The sequence below is a fragment of the Streptomyces mirabilis genome (assembly GCF_039503195.1).
Taxonomy (GTDB): domain Bacteria; phylum Actinomycetota; class Actinomycetes; order Streptomycetales; family Streptomycetaceae; genus Streptomyces; species Streptomyces mirabilis_D.
In genome coordinates this window covers 5,673,816-5,698,241 of record NZ_JBCJKP010000001.1, presented here as the reverse complement: position 1 = coordinate 5,698,241, position 24,426 = coordinate 5,673,816, and the positions used below count along the sequence as shown (strand labels likewise).

Annotated in this window: 21 protein-coding genes, 1 tRNA gene and 5 pseudogenes; 12 read left to right on the top strand and 15 right to left on the bottom strand. The window is 70.2% G+C overall.

Annotated features, from left to right (window positions below):
* Positions 1-269: 269 nt before the first annotated feature.
* Positions 270-734 (bottom strand): GatB/YqeY domain-containing protein, encoded by a 465-nt coding sequence (locus tag AAFF41_RS26400; protein WP_060901596.1) that lies wholly within the window; start codon positions 732-734, stop codon positions 270-272.
* A gap of 154 nt (positions 735-888) precedes the next feature.
* Between AAFF41_RS26400 and AAFF41_RS26395 the strand changes: the two genes are divergently transcribed.
* The 3 genes from AAFF41_RS26395 (at position 889) to AAFF41_RS26385 (ending at position 2,972) form a co-directional block, all read left to right on the top strand.
* Positions 889-1,815 (top strand): metallophosphoesterase, encoded by a 927-nt coding sequence (locus AAFF41_RS26395; protein WP_319750313.1) that lies wholly within the window; start codon positions 889-891, stop codon positions 1,813-1,815.
* Between the two features lie 371 nt (positions 1,816-2,186).
* Positions 2,187-2,870, top strand: coding sequence for a Pr6Pr family membrane protein (locus AAFF41_RS26390; RefSeq protein ID WP_343324716.1), 684 nt, complete (start codon positions 2,187-2,189; stop codon positions 2,868-2,870).
* A gap of 28 nt (positions 2,871-2,898) precedes the next feature.
* Positions 2,899-2,972, top strand: a tRNA-Pro gene (locus AAFF41_RS26385).
* Positions 2,973-3,071: 99 nt separating this feature from the next.
* Here the strand turns inward: AAFF41_RS26385 and AAFF41_RS26380 are convergent.
* Positions 3,072-3,395: pseudogene (locus tag AAFF41_RS26380) on the bottom strand (site-specific integrase); the annotation flags it as partial.
* A gap of 272 nt (positions 3,396-3,667) precedes the next feature.
* On the opposite strand from AAFF41_RS26380, the gene AAFF41_RS26375 reads away from it, so the two are divergent.
* Entirely contained in the window at positions 3,668-4,036 is a 369-nt protein-coding gene (locus AAFF41_RS26375) for a GNAT family N-acetyltransferase (protein WP_319750265.1), read from the top strand.
* Between the two features lie 99 nt (positions 4,037-4,135).
* Here AAFF41_RS26375 and AAFF41_RS51670 read toward each other — a convergent pair whose 3' ends face one another.
* Positions 4,136-4,210 (bottom strand): 50S ribosomal protein bL37, encoded by a 75-nt coding sequence (locus tag AAFF41_RS51670; protein ID WP_101896790.1) that lies wholly within the window; start codon positions 4,208-4,210, stop codon positions 4,136-4,138.
* Positions 4,211-4,443: 233 nt separating this feature from the next.
* Between AAFF41_RS51670 and AAFF41_RS26370 the strand changes: the two are divergent.
* Positions 4,444-4,856 (top strand): annotated as a pseudogene (locus AAFF41_RS26370) (cytidine deaminase family protein).
* Positions 4,857-5,181: 325 nt separating this feature from the next.
* Positions 5,182-5,451 (top strand): hypothetical protein, encoded by a 270-nt coding sequence (locus AAFF41_RS26365; protein ID WP_319750264.1) that lies wholly within the window; start codon positions 5,182-5,184, stop codon positions 5,449-5,451.
* Positions 5,452-6,039: 588 nt separating this feature from the next.
* On the opposite strand, the gene AAFF41_RS26360 is transcribed toward AAFF41_RS26365, so the two are convergent.
* Positions 6,040-7,143 carry a glycoside hydrolase family 3 N-terminal domain-containing protein gene (locus AAFF41_RS26360; protein WP_319750263.1) on the bottom strand — a complete coding sequence of 368 codons (1,104 nt, stop codon included), beginning with the start codon at positions 7,141-7,143 and terminating at the stop codon, positions 6,040-6,042.
* Between the two features lie 779 nt (positions 7,144-7,922).
* On the opposite strand from AAFF41_RS26360, the gene AAFF41_RS26355 reads away from it, so the two are divergent.
* Complete coding sequence (locus AAFF41_RS26355) at positions 7,923-8,354, top strand: (2Fe-2S) ferredoxin domain-containing protein (RefSeq protein WP_319750261.1); 432 nt, start codon at positions 7,923-7,925, stop codon at positions 8,352-8,354.
* Positions 8,355-8,465: 111 nt separating this feature from the next.
* A complete protein-coding gene (locus AAFF41_RS26350; RefSeq protein WP_343326358.1) occupies positions 8,466-10,412 on the top strand; it encodes an NAD-binding protein in 1,947 nt (648 codons plus the stop codon).
* Between the two features lie 335 nt (positions 10,413-10,747).
* Here AAFF41_RS26350 and AAFF41_RS26345 read toward each other — a convergent pair whose 3' ends face one another.
* Positions 10,748-12,622, bottom strand: a complete 1,875-nt coding sequence (locus tag AAFF41_RS26345; RefSeq protein ID WP_319750260.1) for a S9 family peptidase — start codon at positions 12,620-12,622, stop codon at positions 10,748-10,750.
* A 151-nt stretch (positions 12,623-12,773) separates the two neighbouring features.
* Here AAFF41_RS26345 and AAFF41_RS26340 point away from each other — a divergent pair, with 151 nt between their 5' ends.
* Complete coding sequence (locus AAFF41_RS26340; RefSeq protein WP_319750259.1) at positions 12,774-13,655, top strand: SURF1 family protein; 882 nt, start codon at positions 12,774-12,776, stop codon at positions 13,653-13,655.
* Here the strand turns inward: AAFF41_RS26340 and AAFF41_RS26335 are convergent.
* The 4 genes from AAFF41_RS26335 to AAFF41_RS26320 all read right to left on the bottom strand — a co-directional run bounded on the left by AAFF41_RS26335 (position 13,625) and on the right by AAFF41_RS26320 (position 18,440).
* Positions 13,625-14,851 (bottom strand): hypothetical protein, encoded by a 1,227-nt coding sequence (locus AAFF41_RS26335; RefSeq protein ID WP_319750258.1) that lies wholly within the window; start codon positions 14,849-14,851, stop codon positions 13,625-13,627. The two genes, AAFF41_RS26340 and AAFF41_RS26335, sit on opposite strands and share 31 nt — an antisense overlap.
* A complete protein-coding gene (locus AAFF41_RS26330) occupies positions 14,848-15,423 on the bottom strand; it encodes a SigE family RNA polymerase sigma factor (RefSeq protein WP_054231405.1) in 576 nt (191 codons plus the stop codon). Before AAFF41_RS26330 ends, AAFF41_RS26335 begins: the two co-directional genes overlap by 4 nt.
* 646 nt (positions 15,424-16,069) lie before the next feature.
* The gene (locus AAFF41_RS26325; protein ID WP_343324715.1) at positions 16,070-17,128 is read right to left on the bottom strand and encodes an aspartate-semialdehyde dehydrogenase; all 1,059 of its coding nucleotides are present in this window, start codon (positions 17,126-17,128) and stop codon (positions 16,070-16,072) included.
* 34 nt (positions 17,129-17,162) lie between these two features.
* Positions 17,163-18,440 (bottom strand): aspartate kinase, encoded by a 1,278-nt coding sequence (locus tag AAFF41_RS26320; protein WP_067374019.1) that lies wholly within the window; start codon positions 18,438-18,440, stop codon positions 17,163-17,165.
* A gap of 298 nt (positions 18,441-18,738) precedes the next feature.
* Between AAFF41_RS26320 and AAFF41_RS26315 the strand changes: the two are divergent.
* Positions 18,739-19,403, top strand: a pseudogene (locus AAFF41_RS26315) (response regulator transcription factor).
* Between the two features lie 14 nt (positions 19,404-19,417).
* Here the strand turns inward: AAFF41_RS26315 and AAFF41_RS26310 are convergent.
* Together AAFF41_RS26310 and AAFF41_RS26305 are read right to left on the bottom strand one after the other, a co-directional pair.
* Positions 19,418-19,864, bottom strand: a complete 447-nt coding sequence (locus AAFF41_RS26310) for an SgcJ/EcaC family oxidoreductase (RefSeq protein ID WP_425526253.1) — start codon at positions 19,862-19,864, stop codon at positions 19,418-19,420.
* 2 nt (positions 19,865-19,866) lie between these two features.
* A complete protein-coding gene (locus AAFF41_RS26305) occupies positions 19,867-20,070 on the bottom strand; it encodes a hypothetical protein (protein ID WP_319750343.1) in 204 nt (67 codons plus the stop codon).
* Positions 20,071-20,143: 73 nt separating this feature from the next.
* Between AAFF41_RS26305 and AAFF41_RS26300 the strand changes: the two genes are divergently transcribed.
* Positions 20,144-20,851: a TSUP family transporter gene (locus AAFF41_RS26300; RefSeq protein WP_343326356.1), complete on the top strand. Its 708-nt coding sequence runs from the start codon at positions 20,144-20,146 to the stop codon at positions 20,849-20,851.
* A gap of 228 nt (positions 20,852-21,079) precedes the next feature.
* Here AAFF41_RS26300 and AAFF41_RS26295 read toward each other — a convergent pair.
* From AAFF41_RS26295 to AAFF41_RS26280, 4 genes and pseudogenes are all read right to left on the bottom strand, one after another.
* Positions 21,080-21,214 (bottom strand): annotated as a pseudogene (locus AAFF41_RS26295) (MarR family winged helix-turn-helix transcriptional regulator); the annotation flags it as partial.
* Positions 21,215-21,465: 251 nt separating this feature from the next.
* Positions 21,466-22,125 (bottom strand): DUF5063 domain-containing protein, encoded by a 660-nt coding sequence (locus AAFF41_RS26290; protein ID WP_060899733.1) that lies wholly within the window; start codon positions 22,123-22,125, stop codon positions 21,466-21,468.
* Positions 22,118-22,717, bottom strand: a complete 600-nt coding sequence (gene recR, locus AAFF41_RS26285; protein ID WP_054231375.1) for a recombination mediator RecR — start codon at positions 22,715-22,717, stop codon at positions 22,118-22,120. The genes AAFF41_RS26290 and recR overlap by 8 nt, the downstream gene beginning before the upstream one ends.
* Positions 22,718-22,774: 57 nt before the next feature.
* Positions 22,775-23,116, bottom strand: a complete 342-nt coding sequence (locus AAFF41_RS26280) for a YbaB/EbfC family nucleoid-associated protein (RefSeq protein ID WP_343324714.1) — start codon at positions 23,114-23,116, stop codon at positions 22,775-22,777.
* Positions 23,117-23,431: 315 nt separating this feature from the next.
* Between AAFF41_RS26280 and AAFF41_RS26275 the strand changes: the two are divergent.
* Positions 23,432-24,171 (top strand): annotated as a pseudogene (locus tag AAFF41_RS26275) (SLATT domain-containing protein).
* Positions 24,172-24,426 lie beyond the last annotated feature (255 nt).

Genomic DNA, 24,426 nt, shown 5'->3' with positions numbered 1-24,426 from the left:
CTCGGCGCTCCCCCGATCGGGAGCACCGAGGCCGACGGCTTTTGGTGAGCGGGTGGCGCGGGTACGGGTGTGGGTGCTCGTGCGGATTCGGGTACTGGCGGACACGGATGCGCGTGCTGGTGCGGATACGGGTGCTGGCGGATGCCGGTGCTGGTGCGGATACGGATCCGGGTGCCGGTACGAGTACGGGTACTGGTACTCGTACCGGTCCGGGTACCGCGTCTGCTACTGGTTCTGGTCTTCCACCACTGGTTCCGGTCCCTCTGGACTCAGCCCGCGAGCAGTTTCTTGACCACGGCGGCGACACGGCCGCCCTCGGCCAGCCCCGCGACCTTCGGGTTCACGATCTTCATGACCTGGCCCATGGCGCGCGGCCCCTCGGCACCCGCCGCCCTGGCCTCCTCGACGGCCTGCCCGACGATCTGCTGGAGCTCCTCGTCGGACAGCTGCTTGGGCAGGTACGTGGCGAGGACCTCCCCCTCCGCCTTCTCGCGCTCGGCCGACTCGGGACGCCCACCCTGCGCGAAGGCGTCCGCGGCCTCGCGGCGCTTCTTCGCCTCGCGGGTGATCACCTTCTGTACTTCGTCGTCGGAGAGCTCGCGCTTCGTCTTGCCGGCGACCTCCTCCTTGGTGATCGCGGCGAGGGTCAGCCGGAGCGTCGCGGAGCGGAGCTCGTCGCGCTCCTTGATGGCGGCGTTGAGGTCTTCCTGCAGCTTCGACTTGAGCGTGGTCATGCCGTCGATTGTCGCAGGTGTGGTGCGGCGGTCGCCTGCTGATTTCCGTGCCGCGCCCCGGGACACGCCGTCGGATGGGCGCGAGACTGTCCACAGGTTCGAGGTTGTCCACCGGGCGGCACGCGGGGCTGTCGGGGTCTGACACGATGGACGTATGCGCGCGCGATACGGAGTACCCCTGGGAATCACGGCGGTGGGCGCCGCCGGACTGTTGTACGCGGCGGGTTTCGAGACCCGCTCGTTCCGCCTCCGACGGGTGACGGTCCCGGTCCTGCCACGAGGCATGCGGCCGCTCCGCGTCCTCCAGGTCTCCGACATCCACATGGTGAGCGGTCAGCGCAAGAAGCAGCGCTGGCTGCGCTCCCTGGCCGGGCTGCGCCCCGACTTCGTCATCAACACCGGGGACAACCTCTCCGACCCGGAGGGCGTCCCCGAAGTCCTGGACGCCCTCGGCCCGTTGATGGAGTTCCCCGGTGCGTACGTCTTCGGTTCGAACGACTACTACGGCCCCAAACTCCGCAACCCCGCCCTGTACTTGCTGGAGAAGTCCCAGGGCCGCCATGGTCTGAACGGCAACAAGCCGGCTGTGGGCGTCATCCACAACCCGTGGGAAGACCTGCGCGACGGCTTCGACACGGCGGGCTGGCTGAACCTGACGAACGCCCGGGGGACGCTCAAGATAGAGGGCGGCGAGATCGAGCTGACCGGCCTCGACGACCCGCACATCAAGCGGGACCGGTACGCGCGGGTGGCCGGCGGCCCGTCGGAGTCGGCCGACTTCTCGATGGGCGTGGTCCACGCCCCGTACCTGCGTACGCTCGACGCGTTCACGGCGGACGGCTACCCCCTGATCCTGGCCGGTCACACCCACGGCGGCCAGCTGTGCCTCCCCTTCTACGGCGCCTTCGTCACCAACTGCGACCTGGACACCGACCGCGTGAAGGGCCTGTCCACGCACACGGCGGAGGGGCGGACGTCGTACATGCACGTCTCGGCGGGCTGCGGTACGAGCCGCTACACGCCGGTACGGTTCGCGTGCCCGCCGGAGGCGTCACTGCTGACGCTGGTCGCTCGGCCGTAGGCCGGACGGCGGTAGACCGGATGGATGCGGGTCGGCCGGAGTGCGGCGGTCGGGCGTAGGGGGCGGGTGTGTGTGGGGGGGCGATCGGAAGCGGCGCCCAGGACGACGGCCGCCGTGCGGGTCGATCGGGTCGATCGGGTCGATCAGAGCTTGATGTTGTTGATGACGTTGGTGGGGCGCGGGTCCACGCTCGGCCGTCACCCGCCTGGGTGACCCATATCGCCCGATTCGCCCCCTATGCTTAGCGTGGGGACACGATCCCCCCGATCCCCAGGGACATACCCGACCTGCCCGCGATACCGGGCATCCCCCCGCCGACCCCCTTCATCGTCCCGGCGACGGCAGTGGTGGCCCCCGTACGCCGCCCCCTGGTGGCCGCCTTCCGCCTCCTGGTCGCCCTCGTCGCGGCCGCGGGTGTGGCCATCGAGATGCGCCTGGGCAGTCCGCTCCACGTGCTCAGCTACTTCACCATCCAGGCCACCCTGCTGGTGGCGGTGGTCTTCGTCGCCTCGGCCCGGCGGGCACGGACGGCGCGTCGCCCGCTGCCCGCGGCCCTCATGGGCGGCACGCTGCTCTACATCTCGATCACGGGCCTGGTCTACCACCTGATCCTGGCGGACCCCTCCAGCGGTTTCTCCATGACCGGGGGCATCGCTCCGCACACCGGCTGGCAGGCGGTGTCGAACCAGATCCTGCACACGGTGATCCCCATCGCCGCGGTGATCGACTGGCTCCTGCTGACCCGCCCGGCGCCGTTCGCCGTCCGGCATGCGACGACGTGGCTTGTCTACCCTCTCGCCTACCTGGTCTTTTCCCTCGTCCGCGGAGAGATCCTGCCGCCGGGCACCCCGGCGCGCTACCTCTACTCCTTCGTGGACGTCGACCGGCACGGCTACGTGGGCATCCTCGGCAACACCGCGATCCTCGGTGTCGCCTTCTACGCCCTCGCCCTCCTCGTCATCGCCCTGGACCACGTCCGCCCCGACCCGTTCCGCCACGGCAGCCGACGCCCCGAAAACCGGATTTCGTCTCCGGCCACCGGTGGGCTAAAGTAAACGACGTCGCCGCGAGAGCAGTGACAATCGGGGTGTAGCGCAGCTTGGCAGCGCGCTTCGTTCGGGACGAAGAGGTCGTGGGTTCAAATCCCGCCACCCCGACAGCTAAATAGCAGTTCAGAGGGCCCTTACCGGATCGGTAAGGGCCCTCTGGCGTTGCTGCGTGCCGATCCTCGTGACTATCGATTCCTGCGGCGCCTACTACCGCTGCTGGATGGCGCCGAAGATGCCGTCCATCACCACGGTGCCGGCCTGGATCACGGGCCGGAGGGCCGACGAGTCGGGAGATCTCTTCCAGCGGGACGCCCCGGTCGGAGAGCGGGGACACGAAGCTGTGCCGGAGATCCCGAGGCGTCCACTCGTCGGCGCTGATCCCGTCGACGTCCTTGAGCGGACGCTGGTCGCGTCGAGCGGCCTGTCCACGGCCGAGGAGAAGACGAGCCCGTGCTCGTCCCACTCGTCGTCAGCGGCGAGCCGTTCCCGGCCCTGATCTTCGAATTGCTGCCAGAGAGCTTCGGCGCAACGCTCCACCACGAGCCGCCTCGGACGCGGGCACAGTCCGGCGTGCCAGTCACGCTCCGGATCGCCTGTGTCGAATACGCTGCGAAGACGTCCCAACTGGCGACCTCGTTAACGCGTACGCACCTTCACGCCGGTTCGGATGGCGCGGCTGCCGGATGCGGAAGGGGTGTGGCATGAGGTCCCCAGGTGTGCACCTACGGGAGATCACCGACGCAAACCGGGATGCCGTACGTGCCCTCCGGGTCCGACGTGACCAGAAGCAGTTCGTCGCCTCTGTGTCCAAGTCGCTCAAGGAGGCGGCAAAGAAACCGGAGGCCAATCCCTGGTATCGCGCCGTGTACCGTGGCGACGAGCCAGTCGGCTTCGTGATGCTGTCGTGGAAGCCGCCGTCCGGTCATTTCAAAGGGCGGCATTTCATTTGGCGCCTCCTCGTCGACAAGCGGTACCAGCGACGAGGGATCGGCCGAGAGGCGCTCACTCAGATCGCCGCCCTGGTTCGCGCGGACGGCGCCACCGAGCTGCTGACCAGCTACGAGCCCGGCGACGGCGAACCGTTGCCCTTCTACCAGGAGTTTGGGTTCGAGCCCACCGGGGAGATGGACGACGGTGAGATCGTTCTGCGGCTCACTTTCCCCGCTCAGTGAGTTCACACGGGAAACCACACACGGGTGCGGGGACCCCAGTCCTTGACCTCGATCCGGGCGGTGAAGACAAGGGGCCCCGCGGCCCTCTGCTCGGTTGGCTCAGGCGTTGGGACGCTTGCCGTGATTGGCCTTCTTCTTCTTACGGCTGCGTCGCTTGTTCCCTCGCTTGGCCATGGCACATTTCTCCCTAATCCAGTGCTTTCTACGCCTTTGCCAGTCTAGATTTGGACGGGGATGTCCGCATCAGGGGTGCCGCGGGCACAGCGCCACCTGTTCGCCGCCCTGGACCTGGGCAAGGACAAACTCACCCGGGTCGGCGACTGAGCCAAGGCCAACATCGTCGAATTCGCTTGCAGACCATCGTCACTCGGGTCAACGTCGCCTGACACCTGACGAAGGCAGAGAAGATGACCACGCAGATCCACCCCGTCGACCACGAACTCGTCCAGGCCGCGGCGGACGTCGCTCGCACTCGCTGCCAGGGCGACAACCACACCATGGCGGCCGCGGCCCGTGCCCGGGACGGCCGGATCGTCACGGCGGTGAACGCCTACCACTTCACGGGAGGACCCTGCGCCGAGATGGTCGTCATCGGCGCGGCAGCCGCCCAGGGCGCCTACGAGCTGGACACGATCGTTGCCGTGGGCGACCGCGACCGGGGAGTTGTCCCCCGTGCGGCCGGTGCCGTCAGGTCCTTCTCGACTACTTCCCTGCCCTCAAGGTCATCGTCGGCGAAGACGACCGCATCCGAACCGTCCTCATCACCGACTTGCTCCCCGAAAGCTACATCTGGGCCGACCACCAGCTCGACGCCGAGTAGCCGCGCGTCGCCCCCGCGGAGCGCGAAACCCCTCCATGCGCGTCCTGGCCGTGTGGCACAGCCCGTGAGGTGGGAGACCCTTCGTGGATTTTCTGCCGACGCGGCAATCCAAATGGGCGCCGTCGACGTACTGATAAGAGAGCTGCAACCCGGGGATACGCCCCGGTCGACTGCTTCTCGTGCAGAGGGGATCTTGGCTGCAAGACGTGTTCCCGTCCGTGCGAGGCGACGTCAGCGACCGCGCCGCTCCTCCCCTTCGGCTGCGGCTGTCCCTCTCGTGCCGCTGAGAGCTGCGCGAGACGATGGAGGAGAAGGTGCATCCATCATGCGAGCACAACGCGCGAGGCGTCTCGCCGCGATGTCCGCGGTCGGCGTTCTGATGGCCGGCGGCGCTGCGATCGGCGCAGCGGGCACGGCCGCCGCAGCAGCCCCTGCCGTGCACACCCAGGTGACCACCAACTGGTGCGACGGCCACGATGACTGGGGCGGACGCTGCTTCGACCAGCGCTTCGACCACCACGGTTTCCGCTTCGATCACCGCTTCGACCACCACCGCTTCTTCAACAACGGAGGTTTCGTGATCATCGTGCTCTAGTACTCCCTTGCCCTCCCTTGTCTGTCCTCCCTTGTCGCGTCAGTGCGCGTCGGTGCGCGCCGCAATGTCGCGACCGTTCGCCCCGGGAGAGGCGCTGGGAGAAATCAACCGCCGCGGTCCATTCCCGTCGTATGACTGGCCTGGCACGCTCTCTACGCTGCTGGAACGAGTCGCACAGCCGACATGGCGAGGGATGGGTCTTCGGTCATGGACACCTTTGAATGGGCACTGGCGATCCTGGCCGTGACGATCTGCTTCGAGCCGGCCTGGCGGCCGTGACGACGGACTGGCTGTTCCCCTGGCTCAGAGGCTCGATCGCACGGCCACGCCTTGGGGCTGGGGAGAGCTGATGCTCGGCCTCTTCTTCGCCATGCAGCTCATGGACCAAACGATCATTTCCACCCGCTACAGCGGCGACGTGCAGAGCCGACCTGAGTAGCTGACGGGGAACCATGACGCGGGCAGGCTCACCGACTCAGGTCCTCACCGTCACGAGTCGCGGGCCACCACGATCAGGACGATCGACTGACCTGCCGCAGTGACCTGGGAGTCTCCGCTGCCGACACGGCCGCCCTCACAGGCTCGGGCTCAGGAGCAGAGATTCACGTGCCGGACGGCCAGGACGTGCCCCGCCGCGTCGATGAGGCGGCTGCGGGAGAGGTGTCCGCCGGTCACCGCATTGGTGATCGCCGTGGCGATCGAGGACGTTTGGGAGCTGACGTTGCTCCCCAGGTCGAACAAGACCATGTCGGCGCCGGAGCGCAGGGCCTGGACGGCTGCGGCGGGGACGCTGAAGCCGGCGGCGGAGATCGCCTTGGCGCTGAGCGAGTCGGTGACCACCAGCCCCTTGAATCCCATCTTGCCGCGCAGCTCGGAGCTGATGGCGGTGGGTGACAGGCTCGCCGGATTGGTACCCAGGCCCGGCACGATGTTGTTGGAGACCATGATGGCCGGGGCACCGGCCTTGATGGCCGCTGTGAACGGCGGGATGCCCACCTTCTGCAGGGTGGACCAGGGCAGGGTGCGGGCGGGGCCGAAGTCGGAGTTGTAAGTGGAGCCGCCGAGGCCCGGGAAGTGCTTGACGACGGGTATCACTCCGCCGGCGCGCAACCCGTTCATGTACGCGACACCGGCCTTGGAGACCACCGAGGTGTTGCCACTGAAGGACCGCCATCCGTCGGGGTTGGTATGGCTGGGGGCCACGTTCCTGCCGTCGACGTCGACGACCGGCGCGAGGTCCATGTTCACCTGGGCTGCCGCCATCTTCTTGGCGACCTTCGTGACGTTCTGCTGGATCTGGGCCGGGGTCCAGTGCGCGCCCATGTACGCGGGCCAGGGCAGGGACCCGACGAGGTTCGCCATGCGCTGGATGCCGCCGCCCTCCTCGTCGGTCATCACCAACAGGCCCAGGTGACCGGGCACATGGGACTTCAGGGTGGTCAGCCGGGAGCCCAGGTCGGACGGCGCCTTGCTGCCGAACAGCAGCACACCGCCCGCACCGGCGCTCACCTCGGACGTGGCATCGGACACCGAGGTCTCCGACACCGGGACGGCGATGGTCAGCATGGCCAGCCGACGGTTCGACCACCCGGCCAGCTTCGAGCTGTTGGTACACGCGGTGGCGGCGGTGGTGAGGGCCGGAGCGAAGGTCGAACGGGAGTGGGAAGGCGTGGCGGACGGGGCGAGGGACACGCCGGGAGCACTGGAGTGCGGGGACGCCTTGGAAGTGCCCGTGTCACAGCCCACCAGAAGCACCGCCGCCACGGCGGCGGCAGCGCTCAGTCTTCGTGCGTTCCTGGCCCGGCGGGGGAGCCGCGGCGGTGCTGTCGCTCTTCTGCGGTCACGGCACGACGAGTGATTCATCGCCCGGCCTCCTTCGGGAAGGCGCGACGGTACCCGTCGCGCTTCGCTGGTCCACGGTCGGAGTACCAGGATCTCGCGCCTCGGAGCCGGACGAAAGTCCAGCCGCCGTGAGTCAGGACTTGTCTTCGAGGGCGCTTCACCCAGGTCGCAGCGCGGTTCACCGTGGAACGGGTGTGGGGCGAGGGCGCCCTCGGGCCGGGAAACGGCAAGGCGAGCGGCCCGTACAGGGGAAAGTGGTGCGCGGTCGGCGCTGGCAGGTTGTCTCCTGGCCATCGACGAAGCCCGACCGTCGGTTAGGTCCCGGACGAATCTCCGGGCCGTCCCCGGACAGGCCGGGGATGCAACCATTCCCTTCAGAGCTGGAACCCCCGGAAGCCGACCGCGCGTGGGAGACCATAACCGCGGGCACTGACAACGGACCTGCCGGTGATCGACGGTATGGGTGCGCGTTCCCGAATCGAGAGCGCCGGCCGGCCGGTCACGGACGTAACGCCTGGTCTGCCCGGCCTTCGCTGTTGCGCCGCTGCCCATCTCGAACCACTCGCCACGGGGATCGTCAACTATCGTCTGCGGCTGTAGACGTACGTTCGACAAGGAGAGCCGATCCGTTGAACCGAGCCTCGGCCGACAGGTCTCGTACGGTGGCGATCGGTGCCGCCGCGTCGCGGCCCTGCACGCTCGTCGTCTGCCGTGGATGTTGTTGCGGCGATCCGCGGAAGTATCCCGACGACGATCACACCTGGCAGCTGGAGCGGTTGCGAGCCGGGGCCGAGGCGTCCCGGGGACGGTTCGTGGTCCGGACCGTGGACTGTCTCGGACCCTGCGACCAGGCCAATGTCGTGGTCGTGCAGCCCTCGGGGGACGCGCGGCGCCGGGGCGCGCGGGCGATCTGGATCGGGTTCGCGATGGGGGACGACTGCACCGAGGAGCTGGTGAGTTGGGCGTCCGCCGGAGGACCGGGGATCGCCGAACCTCCGGTCGCGCTGGAGTTGCAGTTCGTCCGGCCGCCGCGCGAGGCACGGGCCCGTACGCGTCGCTGAGGCGATGTCGGTCACAGGCCGCCCTCTGGAACCACACCTCCCGGTGCGGCACTCTTCTCCCTCGTGGGGACCCTTCCGTATCAAAGCCCGTCGACCGACACGACCCAGCACATGGTGGTGGCCGGTGACGACGCCCTGGCGCACCGGCTGGCCGCCGAACTGCGGGGTGTCTACGGCGAACGGGTGACCCTCGTCGTGCCGCCCACCCAGCGCAGTGTGCGCCCGCCGGTGGTCGGGCGGGCGCGGGCCTCGACTCTGTTCGACCGGATGTCCGCGGCGGTGAACCGGGCCGCGGGCAACGGGGAGGGCCCGCCCAACCGGACGGCCGAATCCGCCGGTTCCGAGCGGGTGTTGGAGGCCACCGAACTCACCGAGTCCGTACTCGCCGAGGCGGGTGTGGAACGGGCCGCCGCCCTCGCGCTCGTCCATGACGACGACGAGACCAACATCCGGGCCGCGCTCACCGCGCGCCGCCTCAATCCGCGACTGCGGCTCGTCATACGGCTCTACAACCGGCGCCTCGGGCAGCACATCGAGGAACTCCTCGATCAGGCCTCGGCGTTGGCCATGGCCATGAGCGACGGTGAGGGAGACGGTGGCGGCGGCAGCGGGGGACTCGGCTTCGATGCCTCCACCACCGTGTTGTCCGATGCCGACACCGCCGCGCCCGCGCTCGCCGCGACCGCCGTCGCCGGGACCAGCAAGGTCGTCCAGACCGATGGGTTGATGCTGCGGGCGGTGGAGCGGCCGCCGCCGGGGCCCGGCGAGGTCGCCGATCCCGGGCTGTGCACGCTCGCGCTGCTGTCCGCCACCACCAACGACCCTGCCGGGGCCGACGGTTCGGAGAGCAGCGGGTCGCAGGGCCCTCGGCTGCTGCCCGACGAGCGGGCCGTGGCGGCGGCCACCGGGCGCGGGACCGTCGTCCTGGAGACGGTGTCGTACGCCGCGTCCGCGCCGTCCGCCGGGCGCAGTGTCGTGCCCTTCGGCTCGCTGCTGTCGCGGCGGCTGCGCTGGTCGTTCGCCGGGCTGGTCGGGTGTGTGGTCGGGCTGGCGGTCGCGTCGATGCTCGTCACCGGGGAGCCCCCGCTGCAGGCGACCTATCTGACGTTGCTCGATCTCTTCGCCATCAACAACCCCGCCATCGGTGAGCCCATAGGGCGGCAGATTCTGCAGCTCTTCTCCGGGCTCGTCGGGTTGTTGCTGCTGCCTGTGCTGCTCGCCGCCGTGCTGGAGGCGCTCGGTACGTTCCGCAGCGGGTCCGCGTTGCGCAAGCCGCCGCGAGGGCTGTCCGGGCATGTGGTGCTGCTCGGGGTCGGGAAGATCGGGACGCGGGTGCTGACGCGGCTGCGGGAGCTGAACATTCCGGTGGTGTGCGTCGAGGCCGATCCGGAGGCGCGGGGGCTGGCGCTGGCGCGCCGGTTGCGGGTGCCGGTGGTGTTGGGGGATGTGACTCAGGAGGGTGTGCTCGAAGCCGCGAAGATTCATCGGGCGCATGCGCTGCTCGCGTTGACCAGCGCGGACACGACGAATCTGGAGGCCGCGTTGTACGCCCGTGGCGTGCGGCCCGATCTTCGCGTCGTGCTGCGGTTGTACGACGACGACTTCGCCACCGCCGTGTACCGGACCCTGCGGGCCGCGCATCCGCAGGCGCTGACTCGGAGTCGTAGCGTGTCGCATCTGGCGGCGCCCGCGTTTGCCGGGGCCATGATGGGGCGGCAGATCCTCGGGGCGATTCCGGTGGAGCGGCGGGTGTTGCTGTTCGCGGCCATCGTGGTGGGTGGGCATCCGCAGTTGGAGGGGCGGACCGTGGGGGAGGCGTTTCGGGCGGGGGCGTGGCGGGTGCTTGCGTTGGACACGGCTGCGTCGGGGGGACGGCGGGGTGGTGAACCGGTGTCCGCCGTGGGGAGTGGTGGGGGCGAGCGGGGTGGTTCCGGGCTGGTCTGGGATCTTCCCTCCACGTATGTGCTTCGGGCGGAGGATCGGGTGGTGTTGGCTGCGACTCGGAGGGGGCTGGCGGAGTTGTTGGGGCGGCGGCGACGGGAATCGGCGGGTACGTAGGTTTTTGGCCTCGGGGGTGGCTGGTGCCGCTTCTGGCGCGTGGGGTGGGGGGGTCTTCGCCCCCGCCGCCCCTACCCGTCCCATCCCTCTGGGGCCCCGCCCCCGCCCCGCCCCCGCCAGGGGGCTCCGCCCCCACACCCCCGCGGGGCTCCGCCCCTGCGCCCCGCCAAACGACGTCGCCCCCAGACGTCTGCGGGGCTCTGTCCGAGAGCCCCGCAAAGGACGCCGTCTCCGGACCCCCCTGGAGCTGCGCCTCAGGCCCCGTGAGGGGGCGCTGCGCCCCGGCAAACGATGCCGGGGGCGCGCGGTTCCTCGGGCCGTCTGCTGGGGGTGGATCAGCGGGGCAGGTGTCTGGTTGCGAAGTCGAGTTCGAGCTTTACCTGTTTGATGCGTTCGTCGACGACCAGGGAGCCGTGGCCCGCGTCGTAGCGGTAGACCTCGTGGATGGCGCTGCGGGCGGTGAGGCGGGCTACGTAGTTGTCGATCTGGCGGATGGGGCAGCGGGGGTCGTTGACGCCGGCCGAGATGTAGACGGGGGCCTTGACCGCGTCGACGTAGGTGAGGGGGGAGGACGCCTCGAAGCGTTCGGGGACCTCCTCGGGGGTGCCGCCGAGGAGGGTGCGGTCCATCGCCTTCAGGGCTTCCATCTCGTCGTGGTACGCCGTCACGTAGTCGGCGACCGGGACGGCGGCGATGCCGAGGGTCCACGCGTCCGGCTGCGTGCCGAGGCCCAGGAGGGTGAGGTAGCCGCCCCAGGAGCCGCCGGTGAGGATCAGGCGGGCGGGGTCGGCGAGGCCCGACGTCACCGCCCATTCCCGGACCGCCGCGATGTCTTCGAGCTCGATCAGGCCGACCCGGTGCTTGAGGGCGTCCGTCCACTCGCGGCCGTAGCCCGTGGAGCCTCGGTAGTTGATCCGGACCACCGCGTACCCGTGGTCCACCCAGGCCGCCGGGCCCGCCGCGAAGGAGTCGCTGTCGTGCCAGGTCGGGCCGCCGTGGATGTCGAAGACGGTGGGCAGGGGGCCCGTCGTGCCCGCCGGCTTCTGGATGAGCGCGTGGACACGGCCACCGGGGCCCTCCACCCACACGTCCTCCACGGGGACCGAGCCCGGGGACTTCAGGCCCGGGGGATCGAGGACGATCTCGCCCGTCGTCGAGCGGACCACGGACGGCTCGGCCGCCGAGGACCACAGGTACTCCACGGTTCCGTCGGGGCGGGCCGTCGCCCCGGAGACGGTGCCCTGCGGGGTGGGCACCTGGACCAGCTCGCGGGACGCCAGGTCGTAGCGCCACAGGTCGCTGCGGGCCTCGAAGCTGTGGGCGATGAGCAGGGCCGAACCGTCGGGGTACCACTCGGCCGCCACGTCGCCCGGAAGGTCCAGGGCCAGGTCCGTCTCCTCCCCCGTCGCCACGTCCCACACCAGCGGCTCCCAACGGCCGCGCCGCTGATGGCCGATGAGGAGGCGGCTGTCGCCGTCGACGGGGGCGAAGCCGAGCACTTCCAGGCCCAGCTCGACCGTGCCGCCCTTGGTGTCGTCCAGCTCGGTGACCGTCGAGCCGTCCGGGCGCAGCACCCGCAGCGCCGAGTGCATCGCGTCGCCGTGCTCGGTGTGCTCGACGGCGATCAGGGAGCCGTCGTGCGAGAGGTCGCCCACCCCCGCCGACTCCCGGTGGCGGTAGATCTCCACCGGCTCCTCGCCGAGGCGGACCACATGGATCGTCGAGCCGTCCTCGTCCGTCGAGCGGCCCACGACCGCCGTCCGGCCGTCCCTGCCGATGGCCAGACCCCCGGGGTAGGAAGGCTCCAGGCCCGGAGCGGCGGGGGCGTCGGCCTCAGCAGCACCGTCACCATCACCGTCATCGAGGCCGTGGTCGCCGGAATCCGTGGTCTTGGGAGCGGTGAAGCGCTGACGGCGCCAGATGCCGAACTCGTCCCCGTCCTTGTCGTCGAACCACCAGATCCACTCACCGTCCGGGGAGAGCACCCCGTCCGTCGTACCGTTCGCCCGGTTCGTGACCTGGCGCTGCTCCCCCGTCCCGCGGTCCCACGCGTACAGCTCGTACGTCCCCGTCGCGTTCGAGACGAACAGCGCGCGGTGCGGGGCGTCCTCCGCCCAGTCGGGCAGCGACACCCGCGGCGCCCGGAAGCGCTTCTCCCAGTCGGGCATGGCTGCCTGCTGCTGCTCGATGGACCCGTTGCTCTCAGTCATGGCCCCATAGTGCCTGGCCCGACCGACCCCGCGCTGACGAGGTCCCCAGCCTGTGGATAACTTCGCCGAACGCGCCGAACCACCTTCGAAAGAGCACCGGCATGAGGGCCCCGAAGCCCCGGCGTCGCGCGCGGCACCGTACCTTTAGGTCGTGTACCGGTTCCTGCTGACGCCCCGCTGGTGGGGGATCAACGTCTTCGTGCTGTTGGCCATCCCCTTCTGCATCTTCATGGGGTCGTGGCAGTTGAGCCGGTTCGAGGCTCGGGTGCAGGACCACCGCGCGGCCGGTGAGCAGGCCGCCGCGGCCAAAACGGAGGCGGCCCGTCCGCTCGCCCGGCTGCTGCCCGTGAGCACGGAGACCTCCGGAAAGCAGGCCACCGCGACCGGCCGGTACGGCAAGCAGCTCCTCGTGCCGGGCCGCGAGCTCGACGGCGAGCGCGGGTTCTACGTGCTGACGCTGCTGCGCGTCGACGGCGGCAAGGCACTGCCCGTCGTACGGGGCTGGCTGCCCGGAAGCGCCGACCCGGCGAAGGCGCCCGCCGCCCCGACCGGTGAGGTCACCGTCACGGGTGCGCTCCAGGCGTCCGAGAGCCCGGGGACGAACGGCGTCACCGCCGCCGGGGGTCTGCCCGCAGGACAGACCGGCGCGATCAGCTCGGCCTCACTGGTGAACCTCGTGCCGTACGAGGTGTACGACGCCTGGATCACCCTCGCGAAGGCCGACAGCGGGATGCGTGCGGTGCCCGCGACCGAGCCTCAGGGCACCGGCCTGGACCTGAAGGCGTTCCAGAACCTCGGTTACACCGGTGAGTGGTTCGTCTTCGCGGGCTTCGTGGTCTTCATGTGGTTCCGGCTGCTGCGCCGCGAGGCGGAGTTCGCCCGGGACGCGGAGCTGGGACTCGTCCCCGAGCATGACGAAGAAGAAGCCACGGTCACCGAAGCCACCGCCCGAGCCGAAACCACTGCCGGCGCCACCGCCCGAGCCGATGCCGCCGGCGCCCCTCAGGACGCCGACAACATCCCCGTCCGGTAGACCGTCCCGGCGCACGCGTTGGGCACGGTCGTCGTGGCCGTCGCCGCGCCCGTCTCCGCCGTGTACGACACGGTGACGCTGCCGTCGGCCAATCCGCCGTCCTCCGTCATCATCTGGGTCGAGGTGCCGGTACCACCGGTGCCCGTGGCGGTGCTGCCGCCCGTGCTGGGGGCGCCGTCCGTGGTGGTGGTCGGGGTCGGCGAGGGCTGACCGCCGCCAGTGGTCGGACAGGTCTCCGAGGGCACCCAGGCGAACTTCACGACGTACGAGGCGCTCGGCTTCAGCACCACCGAGGCGACCTCCGTGGTGGGGTCGGGCAGCCCGGAGGCCGCGTCGCCCGCCACATGCGTCACCACGCTGATCTTGGCCGAGTCCGCGGCGCCCTGCGCGAGCGTGCCGAGCGTGCCCGCGCCGCTGACGGTGCAGCTGGTGGTGGAGACGTTCGAGACGGTGAAGGAGCCGTAGACCGCGCCGGTGGCGTCCGGGGTGCCGACGGTACTGGTGCCTCCGCCGAGCTGCGCCGGTGTGCACGCGGGCGAGATCGCGGCCGAGGCCGAGGGGTCGGGGCCGCCCGTGGCCGACCCGGTGTTCGCCCCCTTGCCCTTGTCGGGCGTACCGGTCTGGCTGCCGTTGCCCTTGTCCTTGGAGGTGCCTGTGCTGCCGCCCACGGAACTCTCGCCGCCGTCGGGGCCCTTGCCCTGGCTGGTGCCGCCCTGGGCCTGTGAGCTGTTGCCCGCTATGGACGGGTCGGCGTTCGACCCGGAGGCGTTCGAGACGTGCACGAGGGCGGGGACGGCGGTGCCGATGAAGAGCGCGGCGGCGGCCACGCCGACGATGGCCTGACGCTTGCGGGCCCGTCGTGCGGGGACCGCACGACGCAGGTGCTCCAGCGTGCCGTCGGTGGGTTCGATCTCCTGGACGGCCTGGTGCAGCAGCCGGCGCAGCGCCAGCTCGTCCGAACCGAACCCGCCCGAACCGAACCCGTCGGAGCCCAGGTCGTCCGAACCGGACCCGTCCGAGCCCAGTGCGTGCGGGCCCTGCGGGTGGGGGCCGTTTACGTCGGGGCCGTGGTTCACAGTTCCGTTCCCAGCTTGCTGCTCGTGCTCTTGCTCGTCTTCGGCGGGCGTGGGCCGGTGTGTCGGCTCATGCCACTCGTAGGGCTCGTGTCGGTCGTGGTTGTCGCGTCGCTGGCTCATGCCGGGGCCTCCATGGCGACACGGAGCGCCGCGATACCGCGCGAGCCGTACGCCTTGACCGACCCGAGCGATATCCCGAGGGTCTCGGCGACCTGGGCCTCGGTCATGTCCGCGAAGTAGCGCAGGACGAGAACCTCGCGCTGGCGGCGCTGCAGCCCCTTCATCGCCTTGATCAGGGCGTCGCGCTCCAACTGGTCGTACGCGCCCTCCTCCGCGCTCGCCATGTCGGGCATCGGCTTCGAGAGGAGCTTGAGGCCGAGGATGCGCCGACGCAGCGCGGAGCGCGAGAGGTTGACCACGGTCTGACGCAGATACGCGAGCGTCTTCTCGGGGTCACGGACGCGTTTGCGCGCCGAGTGCACGCGGATGAAGGCCTCCTGGACGACGTCCTCGCAGGAGGCGGTGTCGTCGAGCAGGAGCGCCGCGAGGCCCAGCAGCGACCGGTAGTGGGCGCGGTAGGTCTCGGTGAGATGGTCGACCGTGGTGCCGGCGGCCATGCTGTCTTCAGCGCCGTCGCGCTGACTGGGTATGCGGGCGGGCCGCGCTGCGGGCATGGGCGCGATCACCGGCATGCCGCCGGGCACGCCGGGGCTGCGGAGTCGGCGGGGTGGACGCAGGGACGTGCCCCTGGTCTGTACCGCGGTGAATTCGAGAACCTCTGCCACGCCAGTTGGACACGCTTACCCCCGCCAGGGTTGTACGCGACAGGCATCACATTCGCTCCAGGGTTCACACCGGCCGAAGCACCCGTGCTCACACCGGCCGAAGGACCCGCTCCCACGCACCCCACGACGCCTGTCCCCACACACCGCACAACGCCCGCCCCCACGCGCTCCACAAGACCCGCCCCCACGCACCTCGCAACGCCCGCCGGACCATGTGCCGGAACGCCTGCCGACGCGACCGGTAGCGCGCCTGGCAGTGCATTGAATGCCCTCATGCGTACTAGCTCATCCCCTATGCCCCGTTATGCCGTGCCGCCCCCGGGCACCCGTTTAGGGCGACCGCAAAGACGCTCCCCGCCCTCCGCGCGGTTGCGGAGAACGGGGAGGGAAATCTTCGAACGCCAAGCGGGTCCTGTACAAGTGGTCCGGACCATTATTCCGGCCACACAACTGACACAGATCCTACAAACGAATCCGGTCATGGCCAGGGAGATTTTGCCCCCTGGACACCCTGGGCAGGGAAACCCACCGGCCGGGCACCTGACGCGGCCGTCTAGAACAGCTCCGCCGCCACCAGTTCCGCGATCTGCGCCGTGTTGAGGGCGGCGCCCTTGCGGAGGTTGTCGCCGCAGACGAAGAGTTCGAGGGCGGTCGGGTCGTCCAGGGCCCGACGGACGCGGCCCACCCAGGTCGGGTCGGTGCCGACGACGTCCGCGGGGGTGGGGAACTCGCCGGCGGCCGGGTTGTCGAACAGGACGACTCCGGGCGCGGTGGCCAGGATCTCGCGGGCCTTGGCCACGGTGACCCTGCCCTCGAAGCGGGCGTGCACGGTGAGGGAGTGCGTGGTCACGACCGGGACGCGGACGCAGGTCACGGCCACGGGCAGGGCCGGCAGCCCGAGGATCTTGCGGGACTCGTCCCGCACCTTCATCTCCTCCGAGGACCAGCCGTCCTCGCGCAGCGACCCGGCCCACGGGACGACGTTCAGCGCCACCGGCTCCGGGAAGGGGCCCGTGTTGTCGCCCACGACCCGACGTACGTCACCGGGGGTGGTCCCCAGTTCCGTACCGGCGACGAGGGACAGCTGCTGGCGCAGGGTGTCGACGCCCGCGCGCCCGGCGCCGCTCACCGCCTGGTACGAGGAGACCACCAGCTCGCGCAGGCCGAACTCGGCGTGCAGCGCGCCGAGCGCCACGATCATGGAGAGGGTGGTGCAGTTCGGGTTGGAGATGATCCCGCGCGGGCGCACGCGCGCGGCGTGCGGATTCACCTCGGGGACGACCAGCGGCACGTCCGGATCCATCCGGAAGGCGCCCGAGTTGTCGACCACGATGACGCCCTTGGCCGCGGCGATCGGCGCCCACTGCGCGGCCACCTCGTCGGGGACGTCGAACATCGCGACGTCGACCCCGTCGAAGGCGGCCTCGCTGAGCGCCACCACCTCGACCTCCTCGCCGCGCACGGCCAGCTTGCGCCCGGCCGAGCGCGGGGAGGCGAGCAGACGGATCTCGCCCCAGATGTCCGCGTGCTGGGACAGGATCTGGAGCATGACCGTGCCGACGGCCCCGGTCGCGCCCACGACCGCCAGCGTCGGTCCTGTCGGCCTGGTCATCAGCGGCGGCCAGTGCCGCCGTACGAGAGGACGGTCATCGTCCGGTGCCTCCGTAGACGACGGCCTCGTCGCTGTCGGAGTCCAGTCCGAAGGCGGTGTGCACCGCGCGGACGGCCTCGGGGACGTCGTCGGCACGCGTGACCACCGAGATGCGGATCTCGGAGGTGGAGATCAGCTCGATGTTCACCCCCGCGTCGGACAGCGCCTCGAAGAAGCCGGCCGTGACACCCGGGTTCGTCTTCATACCCGCGCCGACGAGCGAGATCTTGCCGATCTGGTCGTCGTAGCGCAGCGAGTCGAAGCCGATCACGTTCTTCGCCTTCTCCAGGGCGTCGATGGCCTTGCGGCCCTCGGTCTTGGGGAGGGTGAAGGAGATGTCCGTCAGGCCGGTGGAGGCGGCGGACACGTTCTGCACGACCATGTCGATGTTGATCTCGGCATCGGCGATGGCACGGAAGATCGAGGCGGCCTCGCCCGGCTTGTCAGGGACGCCGACGACCGTGACCTTGGCCTCGGAGGTGTCGTGAGCGACACCGGAAATGATGGCCTGCTCCACCTTCTGGTCCCCTTGCTTGATCGGTGCGCTGCTGACCCAGGTGCCCTGCAGCCCGCTGAAGGACGAGCGCACGTGGATCGGGATGTTGTAGCGGCGGGCGTACTCCACACAGCGGTGGAGCAGCACCTTGGAGCCGGAGGCGGCGAGCTCCAGCATGTCCTCGAAGGAGATCCAGTCGATCTTCTTCGCCTTCTTCACCACCCGCGGGTCGGCGGTGAACACGCCGTCCACGTCGGTGTAGATCTCGCAGACCTCGGCGTCCAGCGCCGCGGCGAGCGCGACGGCCGTGGTGTCGGACCCACCGCGCCCGAGCGTGGTGATGTCCTTCTTGTCCTGCGAGACGCCCTGGAAGCCGGCGACGATGGCGATGTTGCCCTCGTCGAGCGCCGTCCGGATGCGGCCCGGCGTGACGTCGATGATCCGCGCTTTGTTGTGGACCGAGTCGGTGATGACGCCTGCCTGGCTGCCGGTGAAGCTCTGGGCGCTGTGGCCCAGGTTTTTGATCGCCATCGCCAGCAGGGCCATGGAGATCCGCTCTCCGGCGGTCAGCAGCATGTCGAACTCTCGTCCGCTGGGCATCGGAGATACCTGCTCGGCGAGATCGATCAGCTCGTCCGTCGTGTCGCCCATCGCGGAAACGACCACGACCACCTGGTGGCCGTTCTTCTTCGCTTCCACGATTCGCTTGGCGACGCGCTTGATGCCCTCGGCATCGGCTACGGAGGAGCCTCCGTACTTCTGCACGACAAGGCCCACGTGCGCTCCTCGCTCAATCCGTCTCTGTACCGCACAACTGCGGTCGGCTCAGTCTAACGAGCGGCCGGATTTCCCTTCCGGAGTGTCGAATCGTGAGATGTCCCGCTCACGACGTGATCACTCCGGACCGTCGAGGTCCACCGGGAGTCCACCGGAGTCGTCAGATCCACCGGTTTCGGCAGGGTTGCTCCGGCCGCTCCGAGCGGCACCTGCCCGCCCACACGCCCCGCCACTCCGGAAAGTGCCCCGTGTCACACGACACCGTCGTGTCTTAACTCTCAAGCACTAAGGTTCGGCTGTGCGCGTACTCCTGGTGGAAGACGATGAGCCGGTCGCCGGGTCGCTGCGTCGGGGCTGCTGCGCTACGGCTTCCAGGTCGACTGGGTGACGACCGGCCACGCGGCGCTGGCCCACCAGGGCCCGTACGACGTCGTCCTCCTCGATCTCGGCCTGCCCGACACCGACGGCCTCGACGTCTGCAAGGCGCTGCGGACCCGCGGTGACGTGCCGATCATCGTGATCAGCGCGCGCAGCGACGAGACCGACCGGGTGGTGGGCCTGGAGACAGGCGCCGACGACTACGTCTCCAAGCCCTTCGGCGTACGGGAGGTCACCGCGCGGATAAGGGCGGTGACGCGGCGCGTCCGGCCCCGTACGGAGACGTCGGCGGGCCCCGACCGGTACGGGCCCCGGCTCACCGTCGACCGCAAGGCCGCCCGGGTCCGCCTCGACGGCGTCGAGGTGGCGCTCGCGCCCAAGGAGTACGACCTGCTCGCGTTCCTCACCGAGGAGCCGGGCGCGCTGATGTCACGCGAACACATCATGGAAGCCGTCTGGGACGCGAACTGGTTCGGCCCGACGAAGACGCTCGACGTCCATGTCGCCGCGCTGCGGCGCAAGCTCGCGGGGGCGATCACCATCGAGGCCGTACGGGGGGGTCGGGTTCCAGCTGCCGGATCATGAGCCGGGCGCGCCCTTCACGCTGACCTCGCAGCTGCGCGGCGACACCGAGGCCTCGGTGCGCCGGGAAGCGAACACGATGGCGCTGATGCCGGCTCGTACTCGTACGTGTAGCGGGCCTCGACGGTGCGCCTGGCGCCGGTGTCCGGGTCGGTGAGCGTGAACTCGTACAGGCCGGTGTCGAGGGCGGAGTTCTCGTCGAGGACGTTGACGATCGTCTCGATCTTCTTGCCGACCGGCTTGTTCGCGAGGAAGTGCTCGAAGTAGTCGACGATCTCGGCGTGCGTGTCGCGGATCCTGGTGGAGACGGTGGGCAGCAGGACGGCGTCGGAGGCGTAGCGGTCGGCCACCTTCTCCGGGTCGCCGGTCCTCAGCGCGGCGTTCCAGCCGTCGAACAGCGCGGCGATCCGCTCCTTGCTGGGCGGCTTCTGCGGGACCGCGCCGGCCGATGCGCTGATGCCGATGCTCACGGCGTCGCGGCGGCGAGGGTGGAGGCGGTGATGACGGCGGCGCGCTTGCGTATCCGGCGCTTCATGAGAACTCCGGTGCGGTGGGGGTCCTTGCGGTGGGGGTGCTCCGCTTGCCGCGGGAGCGACTCCAGGCTCTCCTCGCGCTGGTTGGGGGCCGTCCAGCGGACGTGCAGGGCTGATCCAACTCCCGGCCAACTCACCCTGTGCGAGGGGGTGGTGACGGGCCTGTGGGGGTGCCCGGTGGGGTAAGGGGCATGGGTGACGGGTGAGTTGATGCTGGGCGGGATCGTGCTGTTGGGGTCCTGTGTGCAGTGGCTGACCGGGATGGGCTTCGCGCTCGTCGCCGTGCCGGCGCTGGTGCTGCTGCTCGGGCCGGCCGAGGGCGTCGTCCTCGCGAACTGCGCCGCCGGGGCGATCTGTGTCGTGGGGCTGGCCGGCGGGTGGCGGCGGGTGCGGCCACGCGCGATGGTGCCGTTGTGCCTGGCGGCGGCGCTCACCGTGCCGGTGGGCAGCTGGGTCGCACGGCGGCTGCCGCCGGCCGAGCTGTTGGTTTTCATGGGCGCGCTGGTGACGGTGGCCGTGGTCGTGGTCATGCGGGGCGCCCGGCTGCCCGCGCTGCGTGGCACGCGGGGTGCGGTGGCCGCGGGGGCGGCGGGCGGGTTCATGAACTCCGCGGCGGGGGTGGGGGGTCCGCCGGTCTCCCTGTACGCGCTCAACGCGGGGTGGACGGTACGGGAGTTCGTGCCGAACGCGCTGTTCTACGGGGTGGTGGTGAACGCCTTCTCGGTGGCCTCGAACGGCGTTCCGCATCTTGGGCCGACACGGTGGGGGGTCGTGGTGACGGGGATGGTGGTGGGGGCCTCGATCGGGAGGGTGCTTGCCGAACGGGTGCCGGAGCAGCGGGCGCGGATGCTCGTGCTGTTGCTGGCGTTGATCGGTGGGCTCACCACGTTGGGGAAGGGCTTGTGGGGGCTGGGGTGACCTGTGGGGTGTCTGGTGCCGGTGGTGAGGCCGCCAGGTGCCGGTGGTGAGGCCGCCAGGTGGTGGGGCGGGGCCGTGGCGGTACGTCGAGCCCGTCGCCGCTGGATCAGACGTGGGCCGGGCATGGGAGCGGCTGCTCGATCCGGGCGTGAGCGACGGGCTTGCCGCCTTGGCCAACTGGGCCACCTGGTAGGTCAGTCCGCTGCGACTGTGGACCAGGCGGTCGGCGATGTCGGTCATCCGCAGCTGCCCCTCGGGGGCCTGCCCGAGCACGGCGAGGATCTGGGACTGGGTGTAGCTGAGGCCGCCCTCGTCGCGCAGCTGCTGGTCGACGGCGTGCTGGAGCAGGCTGCCGACCTCCATCAGGGCGAAAGGCCGACGTCGATCCCGCGCTGACCGCCAAGGGGCTGCAGATCCGCGCCCGCGACTACCTGGGCGAGATCGACCCCGCCACGCCCCTGGCCAGCCCGGTCTTCGCCGACCTGACGGGGCTCGCGCCCCTGCTCATCAGGTCGGTTCGCACGAGATCCTGCTGGACGACGCCGACGCCACGCTGACCTCCGCCGCCGCCTTCACCCGGGCACACTGGCCCGCCGGTCGACCCCGGACCGGGACTACTTGGACGACCTGATGCCGAGCGGCCCGCCGATCTCCTCGGCCATGACCCGGCCCGCCTCCTCCGCGAGGACCTCCTCGCCGAGGTCCTGGTCGGTGTCGAGGCCGTTGAGGTCGTCCAGGGGCTGGTTCAGGCGGACGTGGGCCACCAGGGACTGGAGGGCGCGCAGGGCCGCCGAGGTGGTGGACCCCCAGTTGGAGAAGTAGGAGAACTGCCACCACCACAGGGCCTCGGTGGTGCGGCCCGCGCGGTAGTGGGCCATGCCGTGGCGCAGATCGGTGATGACGTCCGCGAGGTCGTCCGAGATGCGGCAGGCCACCGGGGCCTTGCGCGGTTCGTACGGGTCGAACACCTCGGAGTAGACGTCGATCGGGTCCAGCATGACCGCGAGACGCTCACGCAGGTCGTCGACGTCCGGCTCCGGACCGAGGTCCGGCTCGTAGCGCTCGTCGGGGACGATGTCCTCGTGCGCGCCGAGACGGCCGCCCGCCAGCAGCAGCTGGGACACCTCCAGAAGGAGGAAGGGCACGGCGGAGTCCGGCTCGTCGCCCTTCGCCACTTCGGTGACGGCGACGATGAAGCTCTCGACCTGGTCCGCGATCTGAACCACGAAGTCGTCCGGGTCCTGGCTGGTCGCGTGCAGCGTGGCGTCAGACATCTAGGAGTCGTCTCCCCTCGAAGGCGCGGCCGAGTGTGACCTCGTCCGCGTATTCCAGGTCGCCACCCACCGGGAGGCCGCTGGCCAGGCGGGTGACCCTGAGGCCCATGGGCTTGATCATGCGGGCGAGGTACGTGGCCGTCGCCTCGCCCTCCAGGTTCGGGTCCGTGGCGAGAATGAGCTCCGTGACCGTGCCGTCGGCGAGACGGGCGAGGAGTTCCCTTATCCGGAGGTCGTCGGGGCCGACGCCCTCGATCGGGCTGATCGCGCCGCCCAGCACGTGGTACTTGCCCCGGAACTCGCGCGTCCGCTCGACCGCGACGACGTCCTTGGGCTCCTCGACCACACAGATGACGGTCAGATCCCGACGCGGGTCGCGGCAGATGTTGCACAGATCCTCCTGCGCCACATTGCCGCAGGTCGCGCAGAAGCGGACCTTCGCCTTGACCTCCATGAGGCACTGCGCGAGCCGGCGGACGTCCGTCGGCTCGGCCTGCAGGATGTGGAAGGCGATCCGCTGCGCGCTCTTGGGACCGACGCCGGGCAGCCGCCCCAACTCGTCGATGAGGTCCTGGACCACGCCTTCGTACACGGACTGCCGCCCTTCCTGGAATCTTTCAGTACGTACGGTAGTTGGCCGCCGCCGGTCTTAGAAAGGCAGGCCGGGGATGCCACTGCCGCCGAGGCCCTGGGCGAGCGGGCCGAGCTTCTGCTGCTGGAGCGCCTGGGCGTTCTCGTTGGCCGCCTGGACCGCCGCGACGACCAGGTCGGCGAGGGTCTCGGTGTCCTCGGGGTCCACGGCCTTCGGGTCGATGACCAGGGCACGCAGCTCGCCCGAGCCCGTCACCGTCGCCGTCACCAGACCGCCACCCGCCTGGCCTTCGACCTCGGTGCGCGCGAGTTCCTCCTGCGCGTCGGCGAGGTCCTGCTGCATCTTCTGGGCCTGCTGGAGCAGCTGCTGCATATTGGGCTGGCCACCACCGGGAATCACGATCAGCTCCTGGTTCGTACGGCTGTCTGGACGGGGTTTTCCCGTTCAGCACGAGCCTACGTGGTTGGCGGGGCCGTCGCCCAAGCACTCTTTCGAGTGAGACGATCTCGAATCCTATACCTGATCAAGACCCTCTTCCGGGCGGAAAAGCGGCGAAACCCGGGCCATCGCCACCCATTGGGCGGTAGGAAGGGAGCGACGCTTCGGCACCACGTGTCACTTGACATCACACAACGTCACCAGACACAACGTCACCAGCACATCCAACATCACCAGCTTCGTCCTTCGTCGTCCTTCGCCAGTAGGGAGTGCCGGGTGAGCCAGCCGGAGATGCAGCCCGAGGGGCCGCCCCAGGACGGGCGGGACGACGGGGCCGCGGGGACCCGGCCGGGTGATCTGACCGGCCGGGCGTTCCCGCTCGGGGACTGGGGGAGCCGGCCGAGCGGCTCCATGAGCTGTACCGGTGGGTGGAGCGGGGGGCGCTCGACACGGCGTCCTGGTATCTCACGGACCGGGTGTGGAAGCGGCGGGGGGCGCGGGTACTGCGGGGTGGGGCGGCGGCGGGGGCGGTGGCCGGGGCCGCGCTTCCCCTGCTGGATCTCACCGGAGCGGTCGGCGGGGTCGCCCCCTGGGGGTATCTCGCGCTGCTGCTCGGGGTCGCGTGCGTGGCCGGGGACCGGTTCTTCGGGGTGACCTCCGGGTGGATAAGGGACGTGGCGACCGCGCAGGCCGTACAGCGCCGGTTGCAGGTGTTGCAGTTCGACTGGGCGTCGGAGAGTGTGCGGGAGGTTTTGGGGCCGACGGAGGGGACCGCCAGCGAGGCGGCGGATCGGTGTCTGGGGGTGTTGCGTCGGTTTTCGGAGGACATGACGGAGTTGGTGCGGGTGGAGACGACGGACTGGATGGTGGAGTTCCGGACCGGGCCCGCGCCGTTGGGGATCCAGTCGTCGCTGGCCGGGGTTCCTCGGGCGGAGGGTGCGTCGGCTGGGCGGCTGCCGTTACCTCCGGGCACCCGTCCGAACATGCCTCGCCAGCGACCCCCGGAGCCGCGCTAGCACTCCCTCGCCCCCGCCGCCCCTACCCGTCCCGTCCTCCCAGGGGCTCCGCCCCTTCGAACCCGCCGGGGGCTGCCCCGCCCCCTGCCCCCCGCATCGTCGCGCCCCGGACCCCGCATCGCCCGAAGGGCGCGTCCTCAAGCGCCGGACGGGCTGAAAGATGCGCGCCCGCGCCCCTTCAGGGGCGCGGGGAACTGCGCGGCCGGCCCCACCGGGCCCGCAGTCGAACGAACCGGGCGGGCGGGGGATGCGGGG

What these genes read in the sequence shown, in the direction of transcription:
- AAFF41_RS26290 (WP_060899733.1), bottom strand. Translation starts at nt 22,125, where the DNA reads ATGTCTGACGCCACGCTGCACGCGACCAGCCAGGACCCGGACGACTTC.
- AAFF41_RS26365 (WP_319750264.1), top strand. Translation starts at nt 5,182, where the DNA reads ATGCGAGCACAACGCGCGAGGCGTCTCGCCGCGATGTCCGCGGTCGGC.
- AAFF41_RS26345 (WP_319750260.1), bottom strand. Translation starts at nt 12,622, where the DNA reads ATGACTGAGAGCAACGGGTCCATCGAGCAGCAGCAGGCAGCCATGCCC.
- AAFF41_RS26300 (WP_343326356.1), top strand. Translation starts at nt 20,144, where the DNA reads ATGCTGGGCGGGATCGTGCTGTTGGGGTCCTGTGTGCAGTGGCTGACC.
- AAFF41_RS26350 (WP_343326358.1), top strand. Translation starts at nt 8,466, where the DNA reads ATGGTGGTGGCCGGTGACGACGCCCTGGCGCACCGGCTGGCCGCCGAA.
- AAFF41_RS26335 (WP_319750258.1), bottom strand. Translation starts at nt 14,851, where the DNA reads ATGAGCCAGCGACGCGACAACCACGACCGACACGAGCCCTACGAGTGG.
- AAFF41_RS26400 (WP_060901596.1), bottom strand. Translation starts at nt 734, where the DNA reads ATGACCACGCTCAAGTCGAAGCTGCAGGAAGACCTCAACGCCGCCATC.
- AAFF41_RS26325 (WP_343324715.1), bottom strand. Translation starts at nt 17,128, where the DNA reads ATGACCAGGCCGACAGGACCGACGCTGGCGGTCGTGGGCGCGACCGGG.
- AAFF41_RS26330 (WP_054231405.1), bottom strand. Translation starts at nt 15,423, where the DNA reads ATGCCGGTGATCGCGCCCATGCCCGCAGCGCGGCCCGCCCGCATACCC.
- AAFF41_RS26395 (WP_319750313.1), top strand. Translation starts at nt 889, where the DNA reads ATGCGCGCGCGATACGGAGTACCCCTGGGAATCACGGCGGTGGGCGCC.